General features: G+C 53.0%; 17 protein-coding genes, 1 tRNA gene and 1 riboswitch. Of the genes, 11 read left to right on the top strand and 7 right to left on the bottom strand.

Annotated features, from left to right (window positions below; all coding sequences use genetic code 11):
- Positions 1 to 7 precede the first annotated feature (7 nt).
- The 3 genes from KP702_RS08880 to KP702_RS08870 are packed head-to-tail and all read right to left on the bottom strand — an operon-like array spanning position 8 to position 4,148.
- Positions 8 to 1,219 (bottom strand): glycosyltransferase family 1 protein, encoded by a 1,212-nt coding sequence (locus tag KP702_RS08880; RefSeq protein WP_215768798.1) that lies wholly within the window; start codon positions 1,217 to 1,219, stop codon positions 8 to 10.
- The gene (locus tag KP702_RS08875; RefSeq protein ID WP_202207787.1) at positions 1,216 to 2,583 is read right to left on the bottom strand and encodes a capsule biosynthesis protein; all 1,368 of its coding nucleotides are present in this window, start codon (positions 2,581 to 2,583) and stop codon (positions 1,216 to 1,218) included. The genes KP702_RS08880 and KP702_RS08875 overlap by 4 nt, the downstream gene beginning before the upstream one ends.
- A complete protein-coding gene (locus tag KP702_RS08870; protein ID WP_215768797.1) occupies positions 2,580 to 4,148 on the bottom strand; it encodes a hypothetical protein in 1,569 nt (522 codons plus the stop codon). Before KP702_RS08870 ends, KP702_RS08875 begins: the two co-directional genes overlap by 4 nt.
- Before the next feature lie 226 nt (positions 4,149 to 4,374).
- Between KP702_RS08870 and KP702_RS08865 the strand changes: the two genes are divergently transcribed.
- The 5 genes from KP702_RS08865 (at position 4,375) to KP702_RS08845 (ending at position 10,254) form a co-directional block, all read left to right on the top strand.
- The gene (locus KP702_RS08865) at positions 4,375 to 5,820 is read left to right on the top strand and encodes an LTA synthase family protein (RefSeq protein ID WP_215768796.1); all 1,446 of its coding nucleotides are present in this window, start codon (positions 4,375 to 4,377) and stop codon (positions 5,818 to 5,820) included.
- A 250-nt stretch (positions 5,821 to 6,070) separates the two neighbouring features.
- On the top strand, positions 6,071 to 8,227 hold the full coding sequence (locus KP702_RS08860) for a TonB-dependent siderophore receptor (protein WP_202207790.1): 2,157 nt from the start codon (positions 6,071 to 6,073) through the stop codon (positions 8,225 to 8,227).
- Positions 8,181 to 8,504, top strand: a complete 324-nt coding sequence (locus KP702_RS08855) for a hypothetical protein (protein WP_237389978.1) — start codon at positions 8,181 to 8,183, stop codon at positions 8,502 to 8,504. The genes KP702_RS08860 and KP702_RS08855 overlap by 47 nt, the downstream gene beginning before the upstream one ends.
- Entirely contained in the window at positions 8,501 to 9,964 is a 1,464-nt protein-coding gene (locus KP702_RS08850; protein WP_202207791.1) for a PepSY domain-containing protein, read from the top strand. Before KP702_RS08855 ends, KP702_RS08850 begins: the two co-directional genes overlap by 4 nt.
- Complete coding sequence (locus KP702_RS08845) at positions 9,961 to 10,254, top strand: hypothetical protein (RefSeq protein ID WP_237389979.1); 294 nt, start codon at positions 9,961 to 9,963, stop codon at positions 10,252 to 10,254. Before KP702_RS08850 ends, KP702_RS08845 begins: the two co-directional genes overlap by 4 nt.
- A gap of 2 nt (positions 10,255 to 10,256) precedes the next feature.
- On the opposite strand, the gene KP702_RS08840 is transcribed toward KP702_RS08845, so the two are convergent.
- Together KP702_RS08840 and KP702_RS08835 are read right to left on the bottom strand one after the other, a co-directional pair.
- Entirely contained in the window at positions 10,257 to 11,573 is a 1,317-nt protein-coding gene (locus KP702_RS08840) for a voltage-gated chloride channel family protein (protein WP_237389980.1), read from the bottom strand.
- 36 nt (positions 11,574 to 11,609) lie between these two features.
- A riboswitch (Fluoride riboswitch) is annotated at positions 11,610 to 11,691 on the bottom strand.
- A gap of 103 nt (positions 11,692 to 11,794) precedes the next feature.
- The gene (locus KP702_RS08835) at positions 11,795 to 14,179 is read right to left on the bottom strand and encodes a TonB-dependent receptor (protein WP_215768828.1); all 2,385 of its coding nucleotides are present in this window, start codon (positions 14,177 to 14,179) and stop codon (positions 11,795 to 11,797) included.
- 376 nt (positions 14,180 to 14,555) lie between these two features.
- Here KP702_RS08835 and KP702_RS08830 point away from each other — a divergent pair, with 376 nt between their 5' ends.
- From KP702_RS08830 to KP702_RS08815, 4 genes are all read left to right on the top strand, one after another.
- Positions 14,556 to 15,614 (top strand): purine nucleoside permease, encoded by a 1,059-nt coding sequence (locus tag KP702_RS08830; RefSeq protein WP_202207793.1) that lies wholly within the window; start codon positions 14,556 to 14,558, stop codon positions 15,612 to 15,614.
- A gap of 204 nt (positions 15,615 to 15,818) precedes the next feature.
- The gene (gene ybaK, locus KP702_RS08825; protein WP_202207794.1) at positions 15,819 to 16,298 is read left to right on the top strand and encodes a Cys-tRNA(Pro) deacylase; all 480 of its coding nucleotides are present in this window, start codon (positions 15,819 to 15,821) and stop codon (positions 16,296 to 16,298) included.
- Entirely contained in the window at positions 16,282 to 17,505 is a 1,224-nt protein-coding gene (locus tag KP702_RS08820) for a DUF2075 domain-containing protein (RefSeq protein ID WP_202207795.1), read from the top strand. Before ybaK ends, KP702_RS08820 begins: the two co-directional genes overlap by 17 nt.
- 108 nt (positions 17,506 to 17,613) lie before the next feature.
- A complete protein-coding gene (locus KP702_RS08815; protein ID WP_202207796.1) occupies positions 17,614 to 18,732 on the top strand; it encodes an SMP-30/gluconolactonase/LRE family protein in 1,119 nt (372 codons plus the stop codon).
- Between the two features lie 117 nt (positions 18,733 to 18,849).
- Here KP702_RS08815 and KP702_RS08810 read toward each other — a convergent pair whose 3' ends face one another.
- Both KP702_RS08810 and KP702_RS08805 read right to left on the bottom strand, forming a co-directional pair.
- Positions 18,850 to 19,101: a hypothetical protein gene (locus KP702_RS08810; protein ID WP_215768831.1), complete on the bottom strand. Its 252-nt coding sequence runs from the start codon at positions 19,099 to 19,101 to the stop codon at positions 18,850 to 18,852.
- Between the two features lie 387 nt (positions 19,102 to 19,488).
- Positions 19,489 to 19,574, bottom strand: a tRNA-Tyr gene (locus KP702_RS08805).
- Positions 19,575 to 19,644: 70 nt separating this feature from the next.
- Here KP702_RS08805 and rlmB point away from each other — a divergent pair.
- Positions 19,645 to 20,451 carry a 23S rRNA (guanosine(2251)-2'-O)-methyltransferase RlmB gene (rlmB, locus tag KP702_RS08800; protein ID WP_237390064.1) on the top strand — a complete coding sequence of 269 codons (807 nt, stop codon included), beginning with the start codon at positions 19,645 to 19,647 and terminating at the stop codon, positions 20,449 to 20,451.
- A 307-nt stretch (positions 20,452 to 20,758) separates the two neighbouring features.
- On the top strand, positions 20,759 to 22,189 hold the full coding sequence (locus tag KP702_RS08795) for a Hint domain-containing protein (RefSeq protein ID WP_215768795.1): 1,431 nt from the start codon (positions 20,759 to 20,761) through the stop codon (positions 22,187 to 22,189).
- Positions 22,190 to 22,219 lie beyond the last annotated feature (30 nt).

The raw sequence follows: 22,219 nt of genomic DNA, 5'->3' as shown, positions 1-22,219 counted from the left end.
CACCTGATTATTTTATCTGCTCCAGTGCCTGAGCCACGCTCTCGTCCCAGGAAAGAGCGGAAAAATTTTCGGTCTGCAAAGTATGTTTCTGTCGGTCCGATCCCAGAGCAGCATAGCGCATGATTGCATCCATCCATGCTGGACCGTCCAGAGGATCGAGATAACGAGCTGCCTCTCCGCCAACTTCTCGCAAAACTGGGATATCGGCACAGAGAGCAGGCACTCCCAGCGACAAGGCTTCTGCAAGCGGCAAACCGAAGCCCTCGACAAAAGAGGGGAACAATAACCCTGAACTGCCCTTCAACAGAGTTTGCACCTCTGTATCAGCCAGAGACTGACACTCAATGACGTGCCCTTTGAGAGCAGGCGCACGATCCAGAAGATCGAGAATATTCTCATTCTCCCAACCACGCTTTCCTACAATTACCATCACAGGCGCTGAAGACGGGTCCCGCTCTACAAGACGACGCCAGACATTTAGCAAAAGAAGATGGTTCTTACGGGGCTCAATGGTGCCCAAGCAAACAAAGTAGGGACGTCCCGCCAACTGAGTACGCAGTGAGGCATTCAGTTCCGCATGATGTGAAAGCTGGTGAGGAGCATCTACGCCATGAGGAACAGCATAAACAGGAATATTAGCTGACTTTGCAGCCAGATGCCGGCAAACGGATTCCCTCACATAATGCGACGGTACAATAATGGCGTCTACATAGCGCGCGACCGTTTCAAGGCGGACTTCGTGACGAGCGGGCTCTCTTGGACGGGAATATTCCGGATAGTCTATTGGAATGAGATCGTGAATCATCACGACAAAACGCGCGCCCGTTTGCCTCAGAAAGGCATCCACCACCCTGGGACGCGTCAGATGATGATGGGAAACGTTGAGGTACACCGTTCCAGGCTGCAATGCCCGAGGTCTGCGCCAGAACAGGCTACGATTAATCACACCGCGCAACGGTGCGGCCGGTCGACCAGACACGGACTGCCCCCACTGGACTTCCAGCGCCTTTATGAACCGCCTCGCCACTGTGCCGTCAATCATGCCCATCACACCGATGGGATGCATGGCACAAAACCGTGTTTGTTCGGGCGCATGGGACAGCAAATATCGCGCATAGGCCAGTTCGACCCGATCAATACCTGTTGGTACATTTGCGCTCGAACGGGAAAGAAGGCGTGAAATATCCAGCAGAAACGGAGTTATTGCCTTATCTTTCACTCAGGCGCCCCTACTGCGTCCGCTACCTTTTCTGAAAGGCGCAACAACGGACGGCTCATCCCATGCCAGAATTCATGTCCCTCTTCGGTCGCCCTGGTCTGAAAAAGTTGAGGCGAGTGTCTTTCGAATTTCGCTACGACACCCCGGACAAGCTTGGACATGGCTTCGTCTGAGAAAAAACCACCAGCAACGAGACAGTATTCGACCAGCACACGCCTGAAAGCTGCAAAAAGCTCCATATCCGGCTTTTCTGGTTTCTTCCAGAATGCGTCGAGCGTTCCTTCATATGTAATGCCGGCAATATTGTAGATGGCCTGCCCCAGCGTAATAACTGGAATGCCTTCTGCCAAAGCCAGTGTACCGGTCGTACTATTGATGGTGATGACCCCTTCGGCCCTCTTTACCAGCAATGCAATATCACCGCCTTCGATGAAGCCAATGCGTCCGAGCACACCATGCCGACGACCAGAACACGCAATGATGTGACGCCAATCGCGCAGGCCGTTATCCAGTGGATGCTGCTTGATGATAAGCCGCATATTTTCTGGAGCGTGGGTAGCAAAGGAGGAAATGACGTATTCGATCGCATCCTGCATGCCGTTAAAATCTGAATGAAGACGGACCTGCGCGTCAGCATCCAGTTGAAGAGGAAAGAGCATATAAGGAGCCCTGCAGGCCTCAAGCCGGGCCAGGACTTTCTTTGTACGTTCCGCAACAGCCTTGCGACGGGAAAACCGTCTCAGCCAGCCTACCCCCTCGACCAGAGGGTGCCAGGGGCGATGGTTTGTCCAGTGAGGGAAATACCAACGGAGCAGAAGATCGGCAGTATTGTAAGCAATACCTTCTGCTGCACGCCGCTGAAAAGAGGACGGAACAGGACTATGGGGAACCTGGGGAGGAAGTAATTTTTCTTCCACACGATAGTACTCAGGATCCCGCGGCAGACGTGAGTGACCATTCACGCCCCCGAGTTCAAGGGTCACCCAATCGGGCCTGAGATAACCTTCTTCAAAGACATGCATCGGAACCTGAAGGTCTTCACAAACCTTCGCTGCAACCATGTGATGCAGCCGACAGTCCCCAAAAATTACGACATCCGTGATTTCACGGCGCACTATGAAGTGACGTAGAAATTCGGGCCAGTCTTCAAGACTTCCACGATAGTCCACACCCCCGGGAAGGCGCCAGAAGAGCTTGTCTCCGCCATTGAAGTTAATTTTGGAAACCTTGTAACCATCCGCCAGGAGAGCCTCTCCAACGCGCTCAAAGAACGGCCCCATCAATCCCTGCAGAAACAGAAAATGCCGTGTGGTCAGAGGTTTAAGATTTTCCTTGCCGAAGCGGCTATCGCCCGTTGCCTTCATTTCGGCCAGATCCTCATACGCATATACTGTCCGCGCCTACGTAGCCGACCCTGCCAGCGCCGTAAACGCACAGTGAAAGATGTAGTCCAGATTGTTGGATCAGAAAGTCTCTCGACAAGAACTTCAGGTCCACATGGCGTTTGGGTGACCGGATCCAAATAAAGCGGGTAAAGAATAAGCGCTCCTGCCACAAGATCTTCCAAAAGCAGGTTTCGCCCTCTCCTGCCCGTGCTGGGGGCAAGATCACATGTCAGCCCCCATCCCGCGTAGAACGGATTTCCATAGGTCGTAACTGCCCGTCCACGCAGCAAGGCTTCGAAACCTGCAAGCGATGTCATGGTGTGAACCTGATCCACCTGCGCAATCAGAGACACCATTGCGCCACCCCGTACAATCTCGTCTGCATATTGCAGGGCAATATCGTCTCTGACGCCGCCTGGGCGATGACCTGCGTCAACATCTGGATGGGGGCGGAAAACAATGTACGCATCAGGCATCCGGTCACGAACGTTACGGAGGAGGGAGAGGTTGTCGCTGACGTCCCCACAGCCCAACTGAATGGACAAATCATTACTGACCTGACCTGGCACCAGAATAACCGTCTTGCCTGCCGGTCGAGCGAGCAAGGAACCAACGTCAGCCGTACTCCCGTATTTGGAGACATTCCGCACGACGAGTGTGTCAATCAAATGGCGGGCACGCTCACGCAGCCTGTCATCAAAAGCCGTTCTCATCAGGATCTTTTCCAGATCGCTGGGTCGGGAAGGATCAAAATAGATACCCGACCGGTCGAGAACGATGGAACAGGGCGGCAAAAGATCACTGCCAAGCCCAACAGACCGCAGAAAGCCATCTTCAACCTGGCATATGCCGATGCCTTGAGCTTTTGCCTTCCGCTCCAGTCCCGACGGAATACGACTGGACCAGGCGGCGATTATTCCTTTCCTGCGCTGGGCTTCTTTTAACGCCCCGTACATCGACTTCCGGAAAAAGACCCGATTACGGCCGATATTGAAAAATTCTCGGATACGTTTGCGTTTCCACCACGCCATGCCAAGACAGACCGCCACATCTCTCGTGCGCTCCCATGCCCGGCGGTCGTCAGCCACGACCCTAACGGCTTCGCTGAAATCAATTGAGCGGCCATCGAAGGGACTGTGCCAGGAAACGGACTCTGTCAGCCACGTAAGCGCCATGGCTTCAGAAAATACCACCTCGCCTTCTGTGGGAGACCATAGCGTTACTGCCCGGCCATAGATTGCTCCCAGCAGCGCAGCATCATCCCGTCCGGCAGCCCAAACCTCTTCAACCTTCTCTACAACGCTGTGGGGATCAGCCTTCGACAGGACCTGCCCACCTGCGGCTCTGATCCTGTCAGCGTGATGCAGATGTGGGGACAGAGCTACAACCGTACTCGCCTTTACCCGCGCTGTGACATGGCTCCACAAATCCCATGCCAGATCCGGATCTGGCGGCAAGGAGACAAGGATTTTGCGGCTTGAAGACATTACTGCCGGGGGCAGCCAGAACGTTCCACCAATTCGGCCAGACCGAATGTCCTGCAAAAGAGAGTCTGCTGAAAATGTAGGCGTCACACCGGCAAATGAAGAGATGCATCCCAGCTCGGAAGCTCGGCTTTCTTTCCTTGGCGGACGCCTGAGCAAGACTGAGTCAGTCGTAGAGCCTGTGCGTGATGGATGAAATCTCATAGATATGCTTTCTAACTGAAAGCCCGCGACATCCGGAAGCCGATTTCGAATTCATGATTTATCTTTTTTCTGCGTCGTTTCTGTGAAGAACTTTCTGCTCTCCCTTCTTTGTACGATCGTATTTTCGATCTTATTTGACAGATTTACTCGACCATCTCGCATTGGCTGGCGTGGATACGCAATCCATACCCTGATTATCTTAATTTTTTATGGTGCGGCACTTGCCCTGACGGGCGGCTTCTGGGTTGCCTGCGTTCTCACTGGAGCAATATTTCTTGCTGTCGTGATCGCTTCGAACATCAAATTTCGAGTGTTAGGTGAGCCATTAGTTTTTTCTGATCTTGCAGTAGCCGCCTCATTCTTGCGCTATCCGCGTTTTTACCTGGCAGCAATTCCCAGCTCCCTGAAGATCATCCTTCTTCCTGCGGTAATGATTGTGATTGGGTGCGTCATAGCCTTCTCGTCCATTACGCCAGCGCCTCACCTTGCAGGCTTGGCAGTCTCTTTGGGCGCCCTTTCGGTGGTTGGCACCAACTGGAAGCTTTATTGGCGCTCCGGCTTCATGCCCTGCCCCAATCTTCAGGCAGATATCACGCAATACGGCTTACTCTCCGTATTGATAGTCTACACACTAAGATGGCGCGCAACTCCATCTCCTGCTGCAGTGCCTCCGCTCCCGGCACTTAAGCCAGACCAAGACCCTGCTCCCTTTTTAATCATCATACAGTGTGAGTCATTTGCTGATCCCACAGATCTTGTCCCTGGGCATTTTCTTCCCCCTCTCCAAGCACTTGAGCGACTACAGAAAACGTCTGATGAATATGGAAGACTCTCCGTCAGCGGGTTCGGTGCTTATACGATGCGGACGGAGTATGCCGTGCTCTGCGGCCGCAGTGATAAGGACCTTGGGTTTCGTGCATTTGATCCTTTTCTGACAGCCGAGGATGAAAGAACATTTGGGCTGCCAAATCGACTTGCCGCGCTTTATGAAAAACGACTTTTTGTCCATCCTCATGATCTACGGTTTTACGGTCGCGACCGTCTGATGCCTGCATTGGGTTTCACGACGCTAGTCGGGCCTGATGATTTCAAGAACGCTGAAAAATCCGGGCCTTACATTAGCGACAAGGCGTTGGGCGACTATCTCCACAACCGCATACTAACAACTGATGAGGCGGAACTGATTTATGTCGTCACCATGGAAAATCATGGCCCTTGGGATGCAGGACGCCTGGATGCGACAGACCCGCTCGCAGCCTGGAATCACCACGCTCATAATGGTGACGCTTTATTGGAGAGCCTGAACCGTACCCTACAAGAATGTGGCCGTCCCGCACATCTGATCTTTTTTGGTGACCATCGCCCTTCAATCCCCGGATACGTTCACCCTGCCCCGGTACGATCAACACCCTTCATTTCTCTCACCTATAACATCGAAAAGGCAGCAGCCCCCGCAACCGCCTCCACGATAACGCCCGCAGAACTGCATGATGTTATTTTAAAAAAATTGTCCACAAATAAGAAATAAATATGAAGTTTAATAAGAAATATTCAACTATTTTTACTTGTTGATATATTAATTTTTATTGCCCTATACACTACGAGAAAATAAAAAATAATTTCTACACAGAAATTATCAGCATCACCGCACCAGCCCTAAAATTTTCAACCGTCATAATCTTTTTCAAAAATTCTTATTGCGAATAATTATCATTTGAATGATAGTCCCGCTTCTTTCACCCAGCCACCGCGTGAGACCCGTGCCCAGCAATTCCAGAATGACCCCCGCCATTGCCGGTTTATGCCTTGTTTTCAGCCATGCTCACGCTGCTGACCAGACAGCCACTCCAGAACACCATACGAACAGAAAAACCACGTCTACGCCTGCTAAAATGGAACATATTTCTGTCCGGGCACGCAGAATGGCGACGGTGGCGACGTCTGCAACGAAGTCGGATACTCCCCTGATCGAGACGGCCCAGTCTGTTACGGTCATTACACGCAATGAGATGGACGTTCGGGGCGTTCTGAACCTTAATCAGGCCGTTCGCTACACAGCTGGCGTCACCGCGGACCAGCGCGGCGGTGCAGTTGGCACGCGTTACGATCTGTTTGCCCTCCGCGGCTTCTCCGTCCCAACCTTTCTGGATGGATTGAAACTACAGGACAGCCCCACAGGCTACGCCGTTGCACAGACCGACACATCGCGCCTTGATCGGGTTGAAATTCTCAAAGGCCCCGCCTCTGCACTGTATGGCCAATCCAGTCCCGGCGGCCTGACGGCCCTCTCCAGCAAGTTGCCAACAGACCAGCGCTTCTACGGCGGGGTCAATGCAACGGGAGGCATGTTCGATCTTTATCGCGTTGATGCGGATGTCGGCGGGTATGCAACAGACAATGGGCTTGTCCGGTACCGGGTCTATGGCACCGTCAATGGGCAGCATACACAGTTAACGCACACCGGAAGCCGACGCTTCTCCATTAGCCCATCGGTGACTTTCGGCGGAAATGGACCGACAACACTCACGTTGCTTGGTAATTATCAGTACGACCCCACCAATGGAACTTATGGTGGCGTTCCCTTGGTGGGATCGCTCAAGCGGGCGCCATACGGCTATTTGCCCAGAAATTTCTATGACGGTGATTCGTCCTTCGAAAAGTACAACCGTCGTCAGGGTGCCATTACCTACATCTTCAATCATACATTCAATAATGACTGGAGCTTCACGTCTCGCGGCCGTTATGACGATGTGAAGACTCAATACCGCAGCGTTTATGACATGGGGTATTACGTCAACGACGATACGCTGGCCCGCTCAGCAATCGAGACATACGAGCACACCCACAACCTGGCGTTTGACAGCCAGTTCAAAGGCAAAGTCCGTACAGGCCCGCTGCATCACACGCTGATGTTCGGCTTTGACTATATGCAGCAGAGCGCGACTGAAGTTGGATATTACGGCGCAGCGCCTGACCTGAACGTGTTTCATCCAGACTACCAGATGGCTATTGCCCCCATGTCTCCATGGGTCAACTATCGAACGGACTCGCATCAGGTGGGCGCCTATGGGCAGGATGAAATCCGCTGGGACCGCCTGATCCTGACAGGTAGCATCCGCAACGACTGGTATCGCTCCCATCAGGTCGAATCCAATTACAATTCAGACAGCCGTCAGAGCCCCAGCCAGATTACTTGGCGCACCTCCGGCCTCTATCATTTTGATTTCGGTCTCGCACCGTACATCAGCTATTCGACATCTTTCCAACCACAGTCTGGCGCCGTGTCCAGCGATGGCGGAAAGACCATGCATCAGGCTGCCCCGTCTCTCGGCAAGCAACTTGAAGGCGGTGTGAAATATCAGGTTCCGGGAACCAGCATCCTGCTGACAGCAACCGGTTTTCACATTGAGCAAACCAACGTTCTGGTTGGTGTCGGGAATACGGGTTACAGCACCGCCAGTGGTCTGGTTCATTCAGATGGTTTCGAGTTCGAAGCACATGCTGAGCCATACAAGAACCTTATGGTCACAGCATCCGTCAGCTTCCAGAAAGTCCATGACGATTCAACCGGCAAGCCCCTGATGCAATCAGGCAAAGGGAATTCCTCCCTGTTTGTTTTCTACACGATGCCATCCGGCCCTCTGAAGGGCTTCGGCTTTGGCGGTGGTATGCGATATTCTGCCAAGACCTATGGTGGCGAAGCATCCTACGGCAGCGTCTGGATTCCGCAGTATGCGCTCTTTGACGGTTCCGTCCGCTACGATCTCAACAACCTGTCCCACAGACTGCATGGCTGGACAGTTGCTGCCAGTGTCCGCAACCTGTTTGATAAGAACTATGTGGCGAACTGCCTTGCTTACGCCTCTTACAATCAGGAATTCTGCTATTATGGCGAACGCCGCAACGCACAGGCGAGCGTTGGCTACACCTGGTAAGTCCGGTCCGGCGCACCAGCATCTGACATTGCGTTTACTGGCGGCATTGCCCGGCGGATACGCATTGTCAGTTCTGGGGGGAGTCTGCCTGAGCCTCTGGCTTCCCCTCTCACGCGCAGATTGCGCTATGGCCGGCATCCTTGTCGGCCTGCTGGTCTGGCCGGTTACGTTCATGACCTGCTTTGGTGTTACCGATGGTCGCAAAGCGTTTGGTGGCACTCTACTTGCGGTACTCTTCACGGGAGGACTGGCTCTTTTGAAGGGCTGGAGGCCATGAAAGGCAATTTTCGTGCCTCCATGGCCTGGCTACACACAGGCCTTGGACTGATAACAGGATGGGTTCTCTTCGCGATTGCCCTGTCTGGAACGCTCAGTGTGTTCCGGCAGGAAATCAGCGTCTGGATGCGGCCAGAACTGAGCGCAACTAATATCTCCCCCATTCAAGCAAGCGCCCACGCCGTAGAGTGGCTTACACAGAATGCCCCGACATCTCCGGCATGGTATCTGAATGCGCCGACACAGCAGGAGCCTTTCACCTTTGGGGTCTGGGCTGACCCCAAAGGCGTGTATTTGCAGAAAGCACTCAGCCCACAAACCGGCAGCCCTGACGGCATTCGACAAACCTTTGGCGGCGAGTTTTTCTACCGCTTCCATTTCGAGCTTCAACTCCCCTACCCGTTTGGTCGCCTGATCGCCGCTATCGCCGCGCTGACCCTTGTCGTCGGCCTGATTTCCGGCGTCATTATTCACCGTCGGATCTTCACGGATTTCTTTACATTCCGTCCGGGAAAAGGACAGAGAAGCTGGCTGGATGCGCATAACCTTCTAGGCGTTCTGGCCCTGCCCTTCCACCTCATGATCTCCTTCACAGGCGCAGTTACGCTGGGGACCCTGCTTCTCCCATGGAGCACGCAGGCCATTTACAAACATGATCTAATGGCGTCTTACACAGATCTGAATCCGGCCTTGAATACCCGTCCGCCCAGCGGCCATCCGGGCCATCTCGCGCCCATCCTTCCCATTCTTCAGGATGCAGAAAGACGCATCGGTGAAGCCGGCATCGCACAGATCTATATCTTCAATCCGACCGATCAGGCGTCAGTGATTACCATCACATCGGGCAACACGAACACCGTCAGCACGACATCACACACCCTGAATTTTGACGGCACGAACGGCCACCTTCTCAGCGAACATGTCGAAAAGCGACCACTCATTGGTGCTTACACATTCCTGTATGGTCTTCACGTCGCACGCTTTGCGCCCAGTGTGACGAGATGGCTTTATTTTGTGTGCGGACTGATGCTGACCGCCGTTATTGGAAGCGGAATGCGCCTCTGGACGATCAAACGTCTCAGAAGCAATCCTCATCTAGGGCACATTCTGACAGAGCGCCTGAATGTCGGGGTTCTGGCTGGGCTGCCCCTCGCTTTTGCATCCTATTTTCTTGCAAACCATATTCTCCCAGCGCGCCTTCCGGGACGGGAGAACCACGAAATTCAGTGCGTCTTCATCATCTGGGCTCTCGCCCTGATTTTCGCCCTGTTCCGTAAATCAGAAGCCGCCTGGACCGAACTTCTGGCTGCCTGCGCCCTAGCATGTCTGGCTATAGCTGCACTGGGGGCACCATGGCGTGATAGTGTCAGCGCCGCGACAAGTGTAACGGCCGCATTTTTTGCCGGGTCGTTCGCCTATGCCGCCATCAATACCTATCGCAAGAAAAGACTTTCCCCATGATGGGGGCGACGCTGCTGTGTGGGCAGATTTCCATTCTGTTGATGGCGGCGGGCTCCGCTCGTGGCAGCGGAATTTTCTTCAAAAAAGCCACGTCGGCGTCCTATCTGCTCGGCCTTAGACTGATAGGCTTTGCACTGCTGGGTTTAAGCCTGATGCTTCAACTCCATGGATCGCAAACGCCCATCATTGATGTCATCACATGGCTTGGCCTGCTCAGCGTAGAAATGTTGCTGGCAGCCCTGCTCTGCACGACATTGAACGCCAAGAAAAATCCGCCGCGCCGGAGATAGCTTCAACGACTGCGGACATCCCGCAGCGACTGCCCCTGCTCTTTCGAGAAAAGAGCCAGTTTGGGCGTCCCGATCCTTTGGGAAAGATAGATGCCGGTGTGGCCGGACACGAGATAGGCGATGAAACACCCAGTCGCGTAATAAATCACATCGGTCGCGCCGAAGAGCTCCACCGCCATGAATGTACAGGCGAGAGGTGTATTGGCCGCCCCTGCAAACACGGCGACGAACCCCACCCCTGCAAGAAGATCAACCGGCACACCCAAAAAAGGGGACAATGCGTTTCCCAAGCCCGCCCCGATGAAAAAGAGGGGCGTCACTTCTCCGCCTTTAAAGCCGGTTGCCAATGCGACAAGAGTGAAGACCAATTTCCAGAGCCAGCTCCAGGGATAATATCCAGCTCCAAAGAAGTTCAGAATGCTCGCCCCGCCCTCCACATGTGAGACAGTACCGAGGCCAAGGTAGTCCCGCGTTCCGAGTATCCAGACCAGAAGCAACGTCAGCACGCCACCAATCGCAGGCCGTATCCAGGCTGATGGGCAAAGGCGCTGGAAGACGCCTGCCAGGCGATGAACACCGTCCGCAAACGCCCGGCTTGCGAGACCGAAACACACGGCAGCAAAACCGACCTTCACCAGCAAAATGGCGTTGACGTGAAACATCGAACCGTCTGCCGCCGCGATCCCCCGAAAGCCGACATGATAAACGGCATGATGGATACCCCACGCATGACACGTCCAGTCTGCGACAATCGAGGCCACCGCGACCGGCAGCAGAGCCGCATAATCAAGCCGGCCGAGCGTCAGAACTTCCAGTCCGAAAACAGCCCCCGCAACAGGCGTTCCGAAAACGGCACCGAAACCTGCGGCAATCCCCGCCATGAGTAACAGGCGCATGTCCTGCACATGCAGCCGGAACAGGCGCCCAATTGCAGCAGCAAAGCTTCCTCCGATCTGAACGGCCGTTCCTTCCCGACCAACAGATGCGCCGAAAAGATGACTGACAACCGTTCCAAACAAAACCAAAGGCGCCATGCGGAAAGGGACGCCCCCACCCGGCTTATGAATTTCGTCGATAATCAGGTTATTGCCTGCGGCTGATTTCCCGCCGAACCACTGATACAGCAGCGCAACGCCCACTCCGGCCAGCGGAAGGCCAAAGATCAGCCAAGGGGTCTCAAACCGTGTGTCCGTGGCCTGGTCCAACAACCAGAGAAACAGGGCACAAACAGATCCGACACTTCCGCCCAGCAACAGAAGCAGAAAACCCCATCGCAATGTCGTCACAGCCACGCGGGGGGAATTATGGAAAGCAGGCATCGGACGCAATTCTCCTGTCATGCTTCTAGAGAAGCGAGTTTGACAGGAATCATCAGCATCTCGCGGAGGAGAGCGGTTCGACCAGTACGGTCAGGCAGAATCCATTGCCGTTGTTGAAATGCTAGCGTTCAACATCCGTGTTGTCATCCTCACAGCACAAAAACGGCCCTCCCTGTTTCCAGGAAGGGCCGCCATTTTCTCAGAAATATTCCACCGCCAGATCAGAACCCGACAGAGATGTTCCCTGTCACGCTGAAGCGCGGATAGAGGTAATAGGTCGGCGTTCCGCTGGCACTGATCGTGCTGCCATAAACACCCTTGGCTGCCTTGGCATTGGACACGAGGCTGTAGGCGCCAGTCCGGACGAAATCACCGCCCAGATTGCTGAAATTCAGCTGGAATTTCGGTGCCTTGAACCGGCCATAGGAGTTGAAGCGATAACCCAGTGACAGATTATCCGTCAGATACCCTGGGATTTTCTCGTCATTCATGAACGTCGAATACTGGGACGACACATAGCTGACGCTGCCATTGGCAAAGAAATGACCGTCATCATACGTCAGGCCCGCACTCGCATGCACATGCGGAGACTGAACTGCCGTCTTACCCTTGGTCGGCAGCAGATCGCTGACCGTCCGGCCATTCAGTGTGCCAGTCGTGAGGATATTGGAATCCATCGTCGCGTTTAGATACTCGACGGAGACATACGGACTGAGATGGTGCCACGGATGTGCCGAGATCATGAAATCCACACCACGTGCGGTCTGATTACCGGCATTGATGGTAGAGCTGATGGCCTGATTGTTGATGTAAACGCTCGTGGACAGCAGGCGGTTGGTGATGGAGTAGTTGAACAGCTCCAGATCCGTCATGAAGTAGTCATTGTCGAAGCGCCAGCCGAGTTCTTCCTTGATGGAATACTGCGGCTTTGGATTGTACGGATTGCCGACATAACCACCCGTCTGCGCATCATAAACCTGACCAAGCGATCCCGGGTCCGGCATGCGGAAGTCGCCTTCGGCATTCACATAGATCAGATTGTGCTGATCAATCCGATAGCTGATGCCAACCTGCGGCAAAGGCACAACCTGGTTCTGCTCGCTGCGCGGCGTTGACGATGCACCATTGACCGTCCAGCGATTGATCATGGCAACCTTGATGCCGCCATTCAGCGTCAGGCGATCATGCAGGAACTTGGCCGTATTCTGGAAGAACAGCGAATGGATCTTCCAGCCAGCATCCCCCTGGTACGGCATATAGCGCGTTCCATTCACGTACAGCCCCTTGGAGGTGTTATACGGGAAGTGCTGTGAGCCATTGGTCTGCAACACGGAATACATGTTGTTAACCTGGTTATCCTGATAATCGAACCAGTACCCCAGCTCCATATGGTCCCAGCTCACCGGGTCATAGTTCAGCTTCGCCACTGTTCCGGCGTGCGGGCGATAAACGCTGTAGTAGGAGGCCGCAGGCACACTGCCGGAAACGGGCGTTCCGCCTTGACCAATGGTCGCATTGCGACCAGCGCCGTTAAAGAGGCTTCCGTTATAGGTGTAGCCACCGTTGTAAACGTAATACGGCTTGAAATCGAAAGAGAACTTAGCCGGAAGATGAATGTGGACAGGCAGCGTCACAAACACCTGATCCCACATATTGCCGTTCAGCATGCCGTATTTTGACGGGTTCGACGGGTCATAGGTGGAGGAGTAGTTATACGTCCCGATCCCGTCTTTCTTGTCATGGAACTGCTTTGCCGTTGGCTTGAGCGGCTCCATCGTGAACTGGTGGTTCCACGAGACAAAGAGATTGACGGAAGAACCGTCCTCAAAGTCCTTTGCAGCACCAAAATCAAGGTGACGACGCTCGTTCGTCCCTGGGCCATTCCAGTTACGAGCATGCGTGTGGGAGAAGGACGCAAACGTGCGGATGCCGGAATTGCCGATGTCGCCGCTCTCAACACGGAGGAACTCACGGGACATGTTGTTTGTGCCGTACGAGAAATCCATCAGGCCGCCGAACTTATGCGACGGCGTCATGGTCTGGGAGTCCATAATACCAGCGGCGGCGGACGTTACCGGCAGATCAATGGCAGACGATCCCGGCGTGACGGAGATCATGTTGACGTTTTCAGTGTCGACGTTCTGGTTCAGGTAATACGCTGTTGCGACCGGCACGCCATTCAACAGGATACCCATGTCTGAATCGGTCAGGCTGCGGCTGTTGATCTTGCCGCCAAGAATGCCAGAGCTATCAACAGTCGAAACCGTGACGCTGGGCAGGTTCTTGATCATGTCTAGCGCAGTGCTGGCCGGACTCTGCATCTCAATATACTGACGCGTGACGGTCTGAACGGAGTGCGATGCCATTTCGTGACGCATCATGCCCCCGCCGCCATTCAGCGCCTGACGGGAAACATGAACGGAAATCGCTTCCGCATCCTTGGCATCAACAGCCGTGCGATGATGGATGGGGGCCGCATGAGGATGAACTGGTGCAGCATGCTTACCCCGAGCCTGTGAGACCGCAGCATAGGCTGCTGCATCACAAAATACTCCGGCCAGCACAGTTGCTGTCAGCAGTGTGAGACGTCTGGCACCAAAATTCATCTTCACGCGATCCTAGATATGTCGTTTGCAGCGCAGAAAATATTCATAACGCCAAGCAAAACAAGTTAGACGAAGAACTTCCCGAACCTATATTTTAAAGTTTATTCTGGTTTTTTGTTTCGTGTGTCTTTTAAAGCACACATATGCACATATTGTATTTCAAGTTATTAATTTATACAGAAGTAAATTATTAAATATTCCAATCTATATTTTAAAATATTACCATACCTATAAAGGGCATCATTCCGTTGCCTATAATAGAACACTCACCAAGGATGAATATTTCTTTTCGATATCTTTCCTGTATGGTGTCCTCATTATGAGAGCGGAACGAGGGTAGGAATACATGAAACTTATCTCTTTTGTGCAACAAATCATGCCACGTACTCTTTCCTTGGGTTGCCTGGCCTCCATGGCACTCGCAACAACGCCAGCGGAAGCCAAACAAAAACCCTGGGATATCCGGGCCGTCGTGCTCACAACGTACGAAATTGGCCAAGATACCGGGGATCGTGCAGGCGAATTTCAACCCTGGATCGAAGGAGAGCACCTGACAGAGCAGGTCCCATTCCCGCTGGGGATTCATCCGATCTACACGGATGCGCAACACCATCTGCTGGTCGTGGTAACAGGAACTCCGATTGCTCCAGCCACGACATCCGTCATGGCCCTCGCAACGGATCCAAGATTCGATCTGCGTCATGCCTACTGGATGGTGGACGGCATTTCCGGCTTTGATCCCGCAGTTGCATCCGTCGGTTCGGTGTCAATCGCGGATTACGTGGTCGGGGATATCACGCGTTATATTGACAAGCGGGAAGCTCCGAAGGAGTGGCCATACGGCTACTTCATGATCACGGCTCAGAAGCCGAACCAGTATGCTCTATCGGGCGGGGACGCGCCTGATGGTAGCATTCAGCACAACAATGCCTTCCAGTTGAATCCCTCTCTGGTGCATTGGGCCTATGACTTGACTCAGACCGTCACACTGTCTGATCCGCCCCAGCTCGAAGCCCAGCGCAAGCTCTACAAACCTACCGACGTCGCTGCTGGCCATCCAGCCGTTGTGACCGGTGGAGACTTCGGCTCAGATACCTTCTGGCACGGCAAGATCATGACCGGTTTTGCACGGGACTGGGTACACCTTCTCACACAGGGCAAGAGCCATTTTGTCTCCAGTGACATGGAAGATTCTGGCATTCTCGAAGCCCTGACACGCCTTGGGCAGGCGGGCCGCGTGGACAGCAACCGTGTTCTGGTCCTGCGTAGTGCGTCCAATTACACCGAGCAGCCCCATGGCATGACAGCCGTTCAGTCCATGAACAGCGGCTACGATGGAGAAAAAGTGGCGCTGGACAATGGGTATCGCGTAGGGTCCCGCATCATTCATGAACTGCTGCAACACTGGGACAAATTCGGCGCGCAGACGCCCTGAACTGACCTTCTCCCCTGTGACTGGCACAATATTGCGAAGTCTTGCTGAAGGGTTCATACAGCATGTCGGGCTCTCTTTTTCGTGAGAGCGCCCGACATGGAAGCGCCTACCCGCTTCAGCCGCCGACCGGACATGTTTATCGACTGATCGTGCCCCCTTCGACGGCTCCTGCAAGGTGCTTCGCGGTCAGACAGGGGACCACACATGAGCCGAGAAACCAGCGCCACTCTTTTTCTTGAAAAACAGGGCGTGCCTTTCAGTCTGCATGACTACGAATACAATCCGAATGGCGGCCTGATCGGTATGCAGGCGGCCGATGCCATCGGCGCTGATCCAGGCAGTGTGCTCAAAACGCTCGTCGTCGAAATCGACAAGAAACAGCCAGCCTGTGTCGTGGCCCCCGCTCATCAGAAGCTGAATTTGAAGAAAGTCGCAGCCTTATTCGGTGGCCGGAATGCAAGAATGATGAATCCGGAAAAGGCCCATGAACTGACAGGCTATCAATCCGGCGGGACAAGCCCTTTCGGCCAGACCACATCTATTCCCGTTGTCCTGTCTCAGGACGCCATGGGACAGGAAGCCGTCTACATCAACGCTGGTCATCAAGGGTTCGTGGTGCGCATTTCTCCCGCGGACGCTCAGCGTATCACCGATGCCAAGGTGGCCGATGTTGCCGCAGACTGAGAAGCTCTCTTCAGCGCAAACAAACGCCGCCATCACAAAATTTTCCCTGTCGCGTCACTTGTCCGCTGAGCAGAAGGAGCTTTTAAACGACGTCCTCTCTTTCTGCTCCGCGCATCTGTCAGATCAGAGCGCGCTCCTCATCATTGAAGGCGCTGCCGGCACAGGGAAGAGCGTTGTCCTCAATGCAATTTTCAACGCAATTCAGACACGCGCACGCTCAAAGAACCCAGATGATCCCATGACGGGCACACGCAATATGCTGCTGGTCAATCATCCGGAAATGCTGAAGCTTTACCGTAATGTCGCTGCGGAGATGCCAACTCTTCGCAAGGCCGATTTCGACAGACCTACGACGTTCATCAACCGCCTGCACAAAGCCAATCAGAAGGCAGACATTGTTCTGGTCGATGAAGCCCATCTGCTTCTCACCCGGGCTGACCGGTACAATCATTTTCAGCAACAGAACCATCTCGAAGAAATTCTGGCATTGGCCCGCGTAGTCGTCGTGGTGTTTGACCCGTTACAGGTGCTGAAATTCAAGAGTCATTGGTCTGCGGATCTGCTGGATCGTTTCAAGAACGGCCGAGCAACCAAGACCTTGCACTTAACCAGGCAGTTTCGCGTCGAGGCGGGTCCAGAAGTTCGGCATTGGCTGGACCAACTTGCAGAAGGACACATCGGAAAGCGTCCTCAAGACCCAGACTTTGATCTGCGCGTTTATGACGACTGCGCCCAGCTTTACGATGACCTTAAAGAGCGGAATAACGAAGTCGGCCTATGCCGACTGCTCTCAACTTACGACTACCCTTATCGGCTGGATGGAGAAGACCACTTCATCGACGAAGGACGGTTCCACCTGCGATGGGATCGCTCAAAACCCGATGAAAAGCTTCCCTGGGCCGAACGCCCTGACACAATCGACGAAGTCGGCTCGGTCTATACAATCCAGGGCTTTGACCTGAACTACGCCGGCGTCATTCTAGGCCCTTCCCTTTCCTATGATGCTCAGACTGACAGCATCCGCGTCGATCCAGCCCGCTACGAAGACAGTGCTGCCTTTCAGGGGCAAAGCGGCATTGTTGCTCCACAGATGGCGAAGGAACGCATCATTCTAAATGCGCTGAATGTCCTGCTCACCCGCGGAATGAAAGGTCTTTACCTTTACGCGCATGACCCCGCGCTTCGAGAGCGACTACGAAACAGCTAGGGCAAGCCTGCTGCATGATGACTTTCCAGCTTGAAACTTTAACGCTCAACTTAACTTGAATTGTTACCCGCACAGCGTTCTGATCCAGTGCAGCAAGGAGATTGGTCCATGAAATTCTACCATCCAGCCCTTCTTGCCGCACTCGTTAGCGCCCCTTTAATTGCTTCCACTGCCTATGCTGCGGAAACAACAGACAAGGGCTTAGTTTCCTCTGGAAATGTAGAAATCATCGGGCGCTTTACCAATGCACAGCCCTCCGGCATTGCTGCTCTTCCAGATGGTCGCCTGGTGCTTGGCTTTCCCAGGAGTGTCAAAGACCATTCCGGGCCGCGTCTCGCCACGTATGCTGACGGCCACCTGACGCCGTTCCCGAACGCGGAAACACAGCAGGATTTTGTCTCCCCTCTCGGCATGACCGTTGATGCGAAAGGGCACTTCTGGGTGCTCGATGAAGGAATGCTGGCAGGCAAAGGAACGATCACAGGCGCGCAAAAGCTATTTGAGATTGATCCCGCGACCAACAAGGTTCTGAACGTTCTCACCTTGTCTGCACCAACCCTTCTGCCAGATAGTCACGTTAATGACGTTCGGATCGATCTGACCCATGGGAAGGCCGGAACCGCGTTCATTACTGATACCTCGACAGGCATTCATCCCGCGCTGATCGTCGTCGACCTTGCCTCTGGTCATCAACGCCGCATTCTGTCTGACACGAAACCGGTCATGCCCGAAAAGGGCTTTGTGGCCGTCATGGATGGCAGAGCAGCCCGGTACAATCCAACCAAAGCCGAAATGCCCCAAGGCGGCGCTAATGGCATTGGCCTCAGTCCAGACCAGCAAACGCTCTATTGGCAACCGCAGACAAGCCGTCGCCTCTATGCGGCTCCCACGTCAGTTCTGTCGGACTGGAAAGCCACAGAAAAGCGCATTGAAGTCTCCGTCCGCGATGAAGGAGAAAGCGGGATGGGAGACGGCATGGCAACCGGACCTGACGGCTCTCTTTACATTACCGATGACGAACGCCACGCGATCCTGAAACATGCCCCTGATGGCACATTGTCAGTCGTAGCGCATGACCCGCGTATGATTGAACCAGATGGCCTGACCTACGGGAAAGACGGCCTGTACTGCACAATAGGCCAATGGGCACGGCTGCCAGACTTCCACGATGGAAAAGACATGCAGGAATTACCATATATTGTCGTGAAAATTACTTTACCTAAGTAACTCCTAGTTCCGGCGCCGTATTCTAATGCATTCTTCGGATTGCGGCACCGGCCTACTCATTTTCCGAAAACATAATGCGCCGGGATAGAGCTTATATCGGAGCAATGGATGGAACAGTTACTCGCCTTTCCGTCGCCACTTCCATCCGCCTTCCGTTTTAACAGAGCAAATCCAAAGCAGTCCGATGACCGACACAAAGTCCACGATAAGAGAAATGATAAAAACGGGAATGCTCTTGGCCCACATCATAACCATGTTGCTCAGAAGGATTGCGCCAATAGACACAAGAATGGTCACGCGCCCTTCCCATGTTATCGCGCGCCCTGCTCCATAACCATTTCGCTTCGCCGCAAACCAAGGTCTTTCCATGACCGGCGCCCCTAAAAGGATATCCAGTGAAAATTGGGCGTTCGCAGCAGTACCTGTCAAGGCGAATGGCTTGTTTCACACAACTTTCGCAAGACGATAGAAAATACTCGCAAAAGAAACCGGTCTATGCTGACTTTAAAGTCCAATATGCAGGTTTAAACCCGTGCCGCTTAAAAACTTAATAACGCGACACTGAATGCTACACTCAGCGATCAACCAGGCACCTAGATTTTATCGTCAGGATGGAGTGTGCAATTGAGCGATTCAATGTGCGTCTTTCGCACTCATCAACCTTCGACGATGCTATACCGCCGTCAGACCTACGCACAGCGAGAACTGAGTGGGGTCCACGCTGCAAAATAATTGATTTTCTTGGAAGAAAAGACCTGGTGGAGAGAGTTGGATTCGAACCAACGTAGGCGTACGCCAGCGGATTTACAGTCCGCCCCCTTTAGCCACTCGGGCACCTCTCCGGGTCGGCGGTTGGAATATGGCGGATGAACGGCTATGTCAATCGCCTATCGTCGATTATATGATTTTTTCATGTCCAGACGACCAAACTCCCGATCCGCCGCCCCGTCCCACTCTGGGGACAGAGGCCCTCAACGTTCCGGCAATGCCGAGCGCTCCTCCCGTTCAGGCAAACCTGCCTCCGGATACTGGATCTATGGCCACCATGCCGTAGAAGCCGCACTTAACAATCCTGACCGAACCATTCTCGAGTTTCTCGCAACTCGAGAGGCCGCATCATCATTCAGTCAGTCTCTCCGTGCCCAACCCCAGATCGTTGACCGCGAACGACTGGATCGCCTGTGTGAGCGTGATGCCGTTCATCAGGGCGTCTGCCTTCGGGTCGAAGCCCTCGAACCGCCAACCATTCATGAAGCACTTGAACGGCCCGGCCCCATTCTTGTGCTGGATCAGGTTACGGATCCTCGGAACATCGGCGCCATCCTGCGCTCCGCTGCCGCATTCGGCGCCTGTGCGTTGCTTGTTCAGGATCGCAATACTCCGCAGGAAAGCGGTGCCATGGCCAAGGCGGCATCAGGCGCGCTGGACCTTGTTCCCATCATTCGGGAAGTGAACCTGTCACGCGCCCTTGCAACCCTCCAGTCTCAGGACGTCTGGGTTGTCGGACTGGATGCAGGCGGATCAAGGCTCGACGGAAGCAGCTTTGGCACGCGCCGCGTTGCTTTGGTTCTTGGCGCAGAAGGTGCAGGACTACGCAGACTGACGCGAGAAACCTGCGATGAGATTGCCAGCGTTTATATGCCCGGAAATATGGAAAGCCTGAACGTATCCAACGCAGCGGCCGTTGCGCTCTATGAACTGGCCCGCCCCCAGAATTAAGTGCGGTTCTGATCAGAACCATAATCTGGAAAATCAATCAGCGAGGATCAAACACATCCTCGCTGATTGATCAGGAACATGAAATTATTTGTTACCTAATTAATAACGAATAATTTATTTTAACGAACTCTGCCATTTTTAAATCACTATTTTGTGAAAATGCCCCATTATCGTCAAATTTCATCACATTAAGGTTTGCATTAATAATTTTCTAACTGCTACCGTGTATCTGTATTCAGATCACCGGTCGACATGCCGGTTTCCTATGTTTGTTCATAGAATCTATGAGATAGACAGGAGAGGTGGAATGGCGACGACGCCCTTTTATAAAAAATTGCCAGTAAAAACTCAAACAAAGCCCAGAAATAATTATAGAACCATTTTAGGTAATTACTATTTTTCTAATCTAGAAATTCATTCGTTAAGAAAAATAACTTATCCAAACGATGAAAACTTGAATTTCGAGAAAAATATTACAGTTTCTCTTACCTCAAGTGCTGTCACGTCAGGATCACCATACTCTTTTCCGCTTACCGAACACTCCAGCCCCCAGAAGTATATCTATCCTCAAAAAGCAAATTTGAATGTCATTACTAAAAATGAGACAGTAAAAAAAGATAACAAAGAAAAATTCATTAAACCCAATACTACAAAAGAAAAGTCTTTGGAAATTAATGAGAAGACCAATGAGTGTGCCTGCTTTACTGTAGATTTCACTGTCGCAACACCGTCAGGTGAGACGCCAATTCAAAGTCTTAAAGTTGGCGATGACGTGCTCGCCTATTGTGATAAATCACCAAAAACAGTTAAAATTATAAAGATTGGCCATACGCATATTAATGCCAAAGTTAGTCTTCCAAACGATCAAGCAGGATATCCTGTGCGTATCCTGAAAAACGCAATTGCAGACGAAGTCCCTTATAAAGATTTGCTCATTACGCCGGAACACTGCCTGTTTTTAAACGGTAACCTCGTTCCTGCTCGCATGCTGGTCAATGGGCGGTCCATTTTCTACGACCGTAGCATCACTAGCTTCACTCACGTTCATATACAGACTGAAACCCACTCAACCATTATGGCAAATGGCCTGCTGATTGAGAGTTACCTCGCGAATGGTAACCGTCTTTCCTTCCATAAAAACGATAGTATTGCTGTCATCGCAAACCATACGAAAAGCCAGGATAAGCGCTCTACCGCTCCTGCCGTGCCCGCCCGCCGTTTTGTAGAGCCTCTTTTTGCGAAAATTCTACAGCGCGCAAAACAGCTTCATACTCCAGGGCAGACGAAGCCCGTTGCGATGACAACGGAGTCAGATTTTCATCTGATCTCTGACACCGGGCTGATTATCCATAAAACACGCGAGGTGGGCGGTCGCTCACTCTTTATGATTCCATCCGCCGTCACCTCAGTGAGGTTGGTTTCTCGCTCCAGCCGTCCCTGCGACACAATCGGCCCGTTTGTTGATGACCGCCGACAGCTTGGCGTTTGCGTCGGTGACGTCACCTTTTACGATTCCGGAAAATCCATCTGTCTTTCGTCCAAAAAGGGTGAGAAGGATCTGGAAGGCTGGTATCCTTTGGAAAAGAATAATGTCCGCTGGACGAACGGCAATGCTCTTCTTCCACTTGCTGAACGCTCAACCAACAGCCTCGGAATGCTTGCCATCGAAATCCTCGCTGGAGGCCCCTACCTGCTGGAAGACTTAGATTCCCAACACTCTGAATCACTTTCGGCCTAAAGTGCCATTCATCTGTGGCCGAGATAACCG

This window comes from Gluconobacter sp. P5B12, assembly GCF_018812035.1.
Lineage (GTDB): Bacteria > Pseudomonadota > Alphaproteobacteria > Acetobacterales > Acetobacteraceae > Gluconobacter.
Note: the sequence above shows the minus strand (reverse complement) of the source record. Positions and strands in the feature narration are given on the sequence as shown.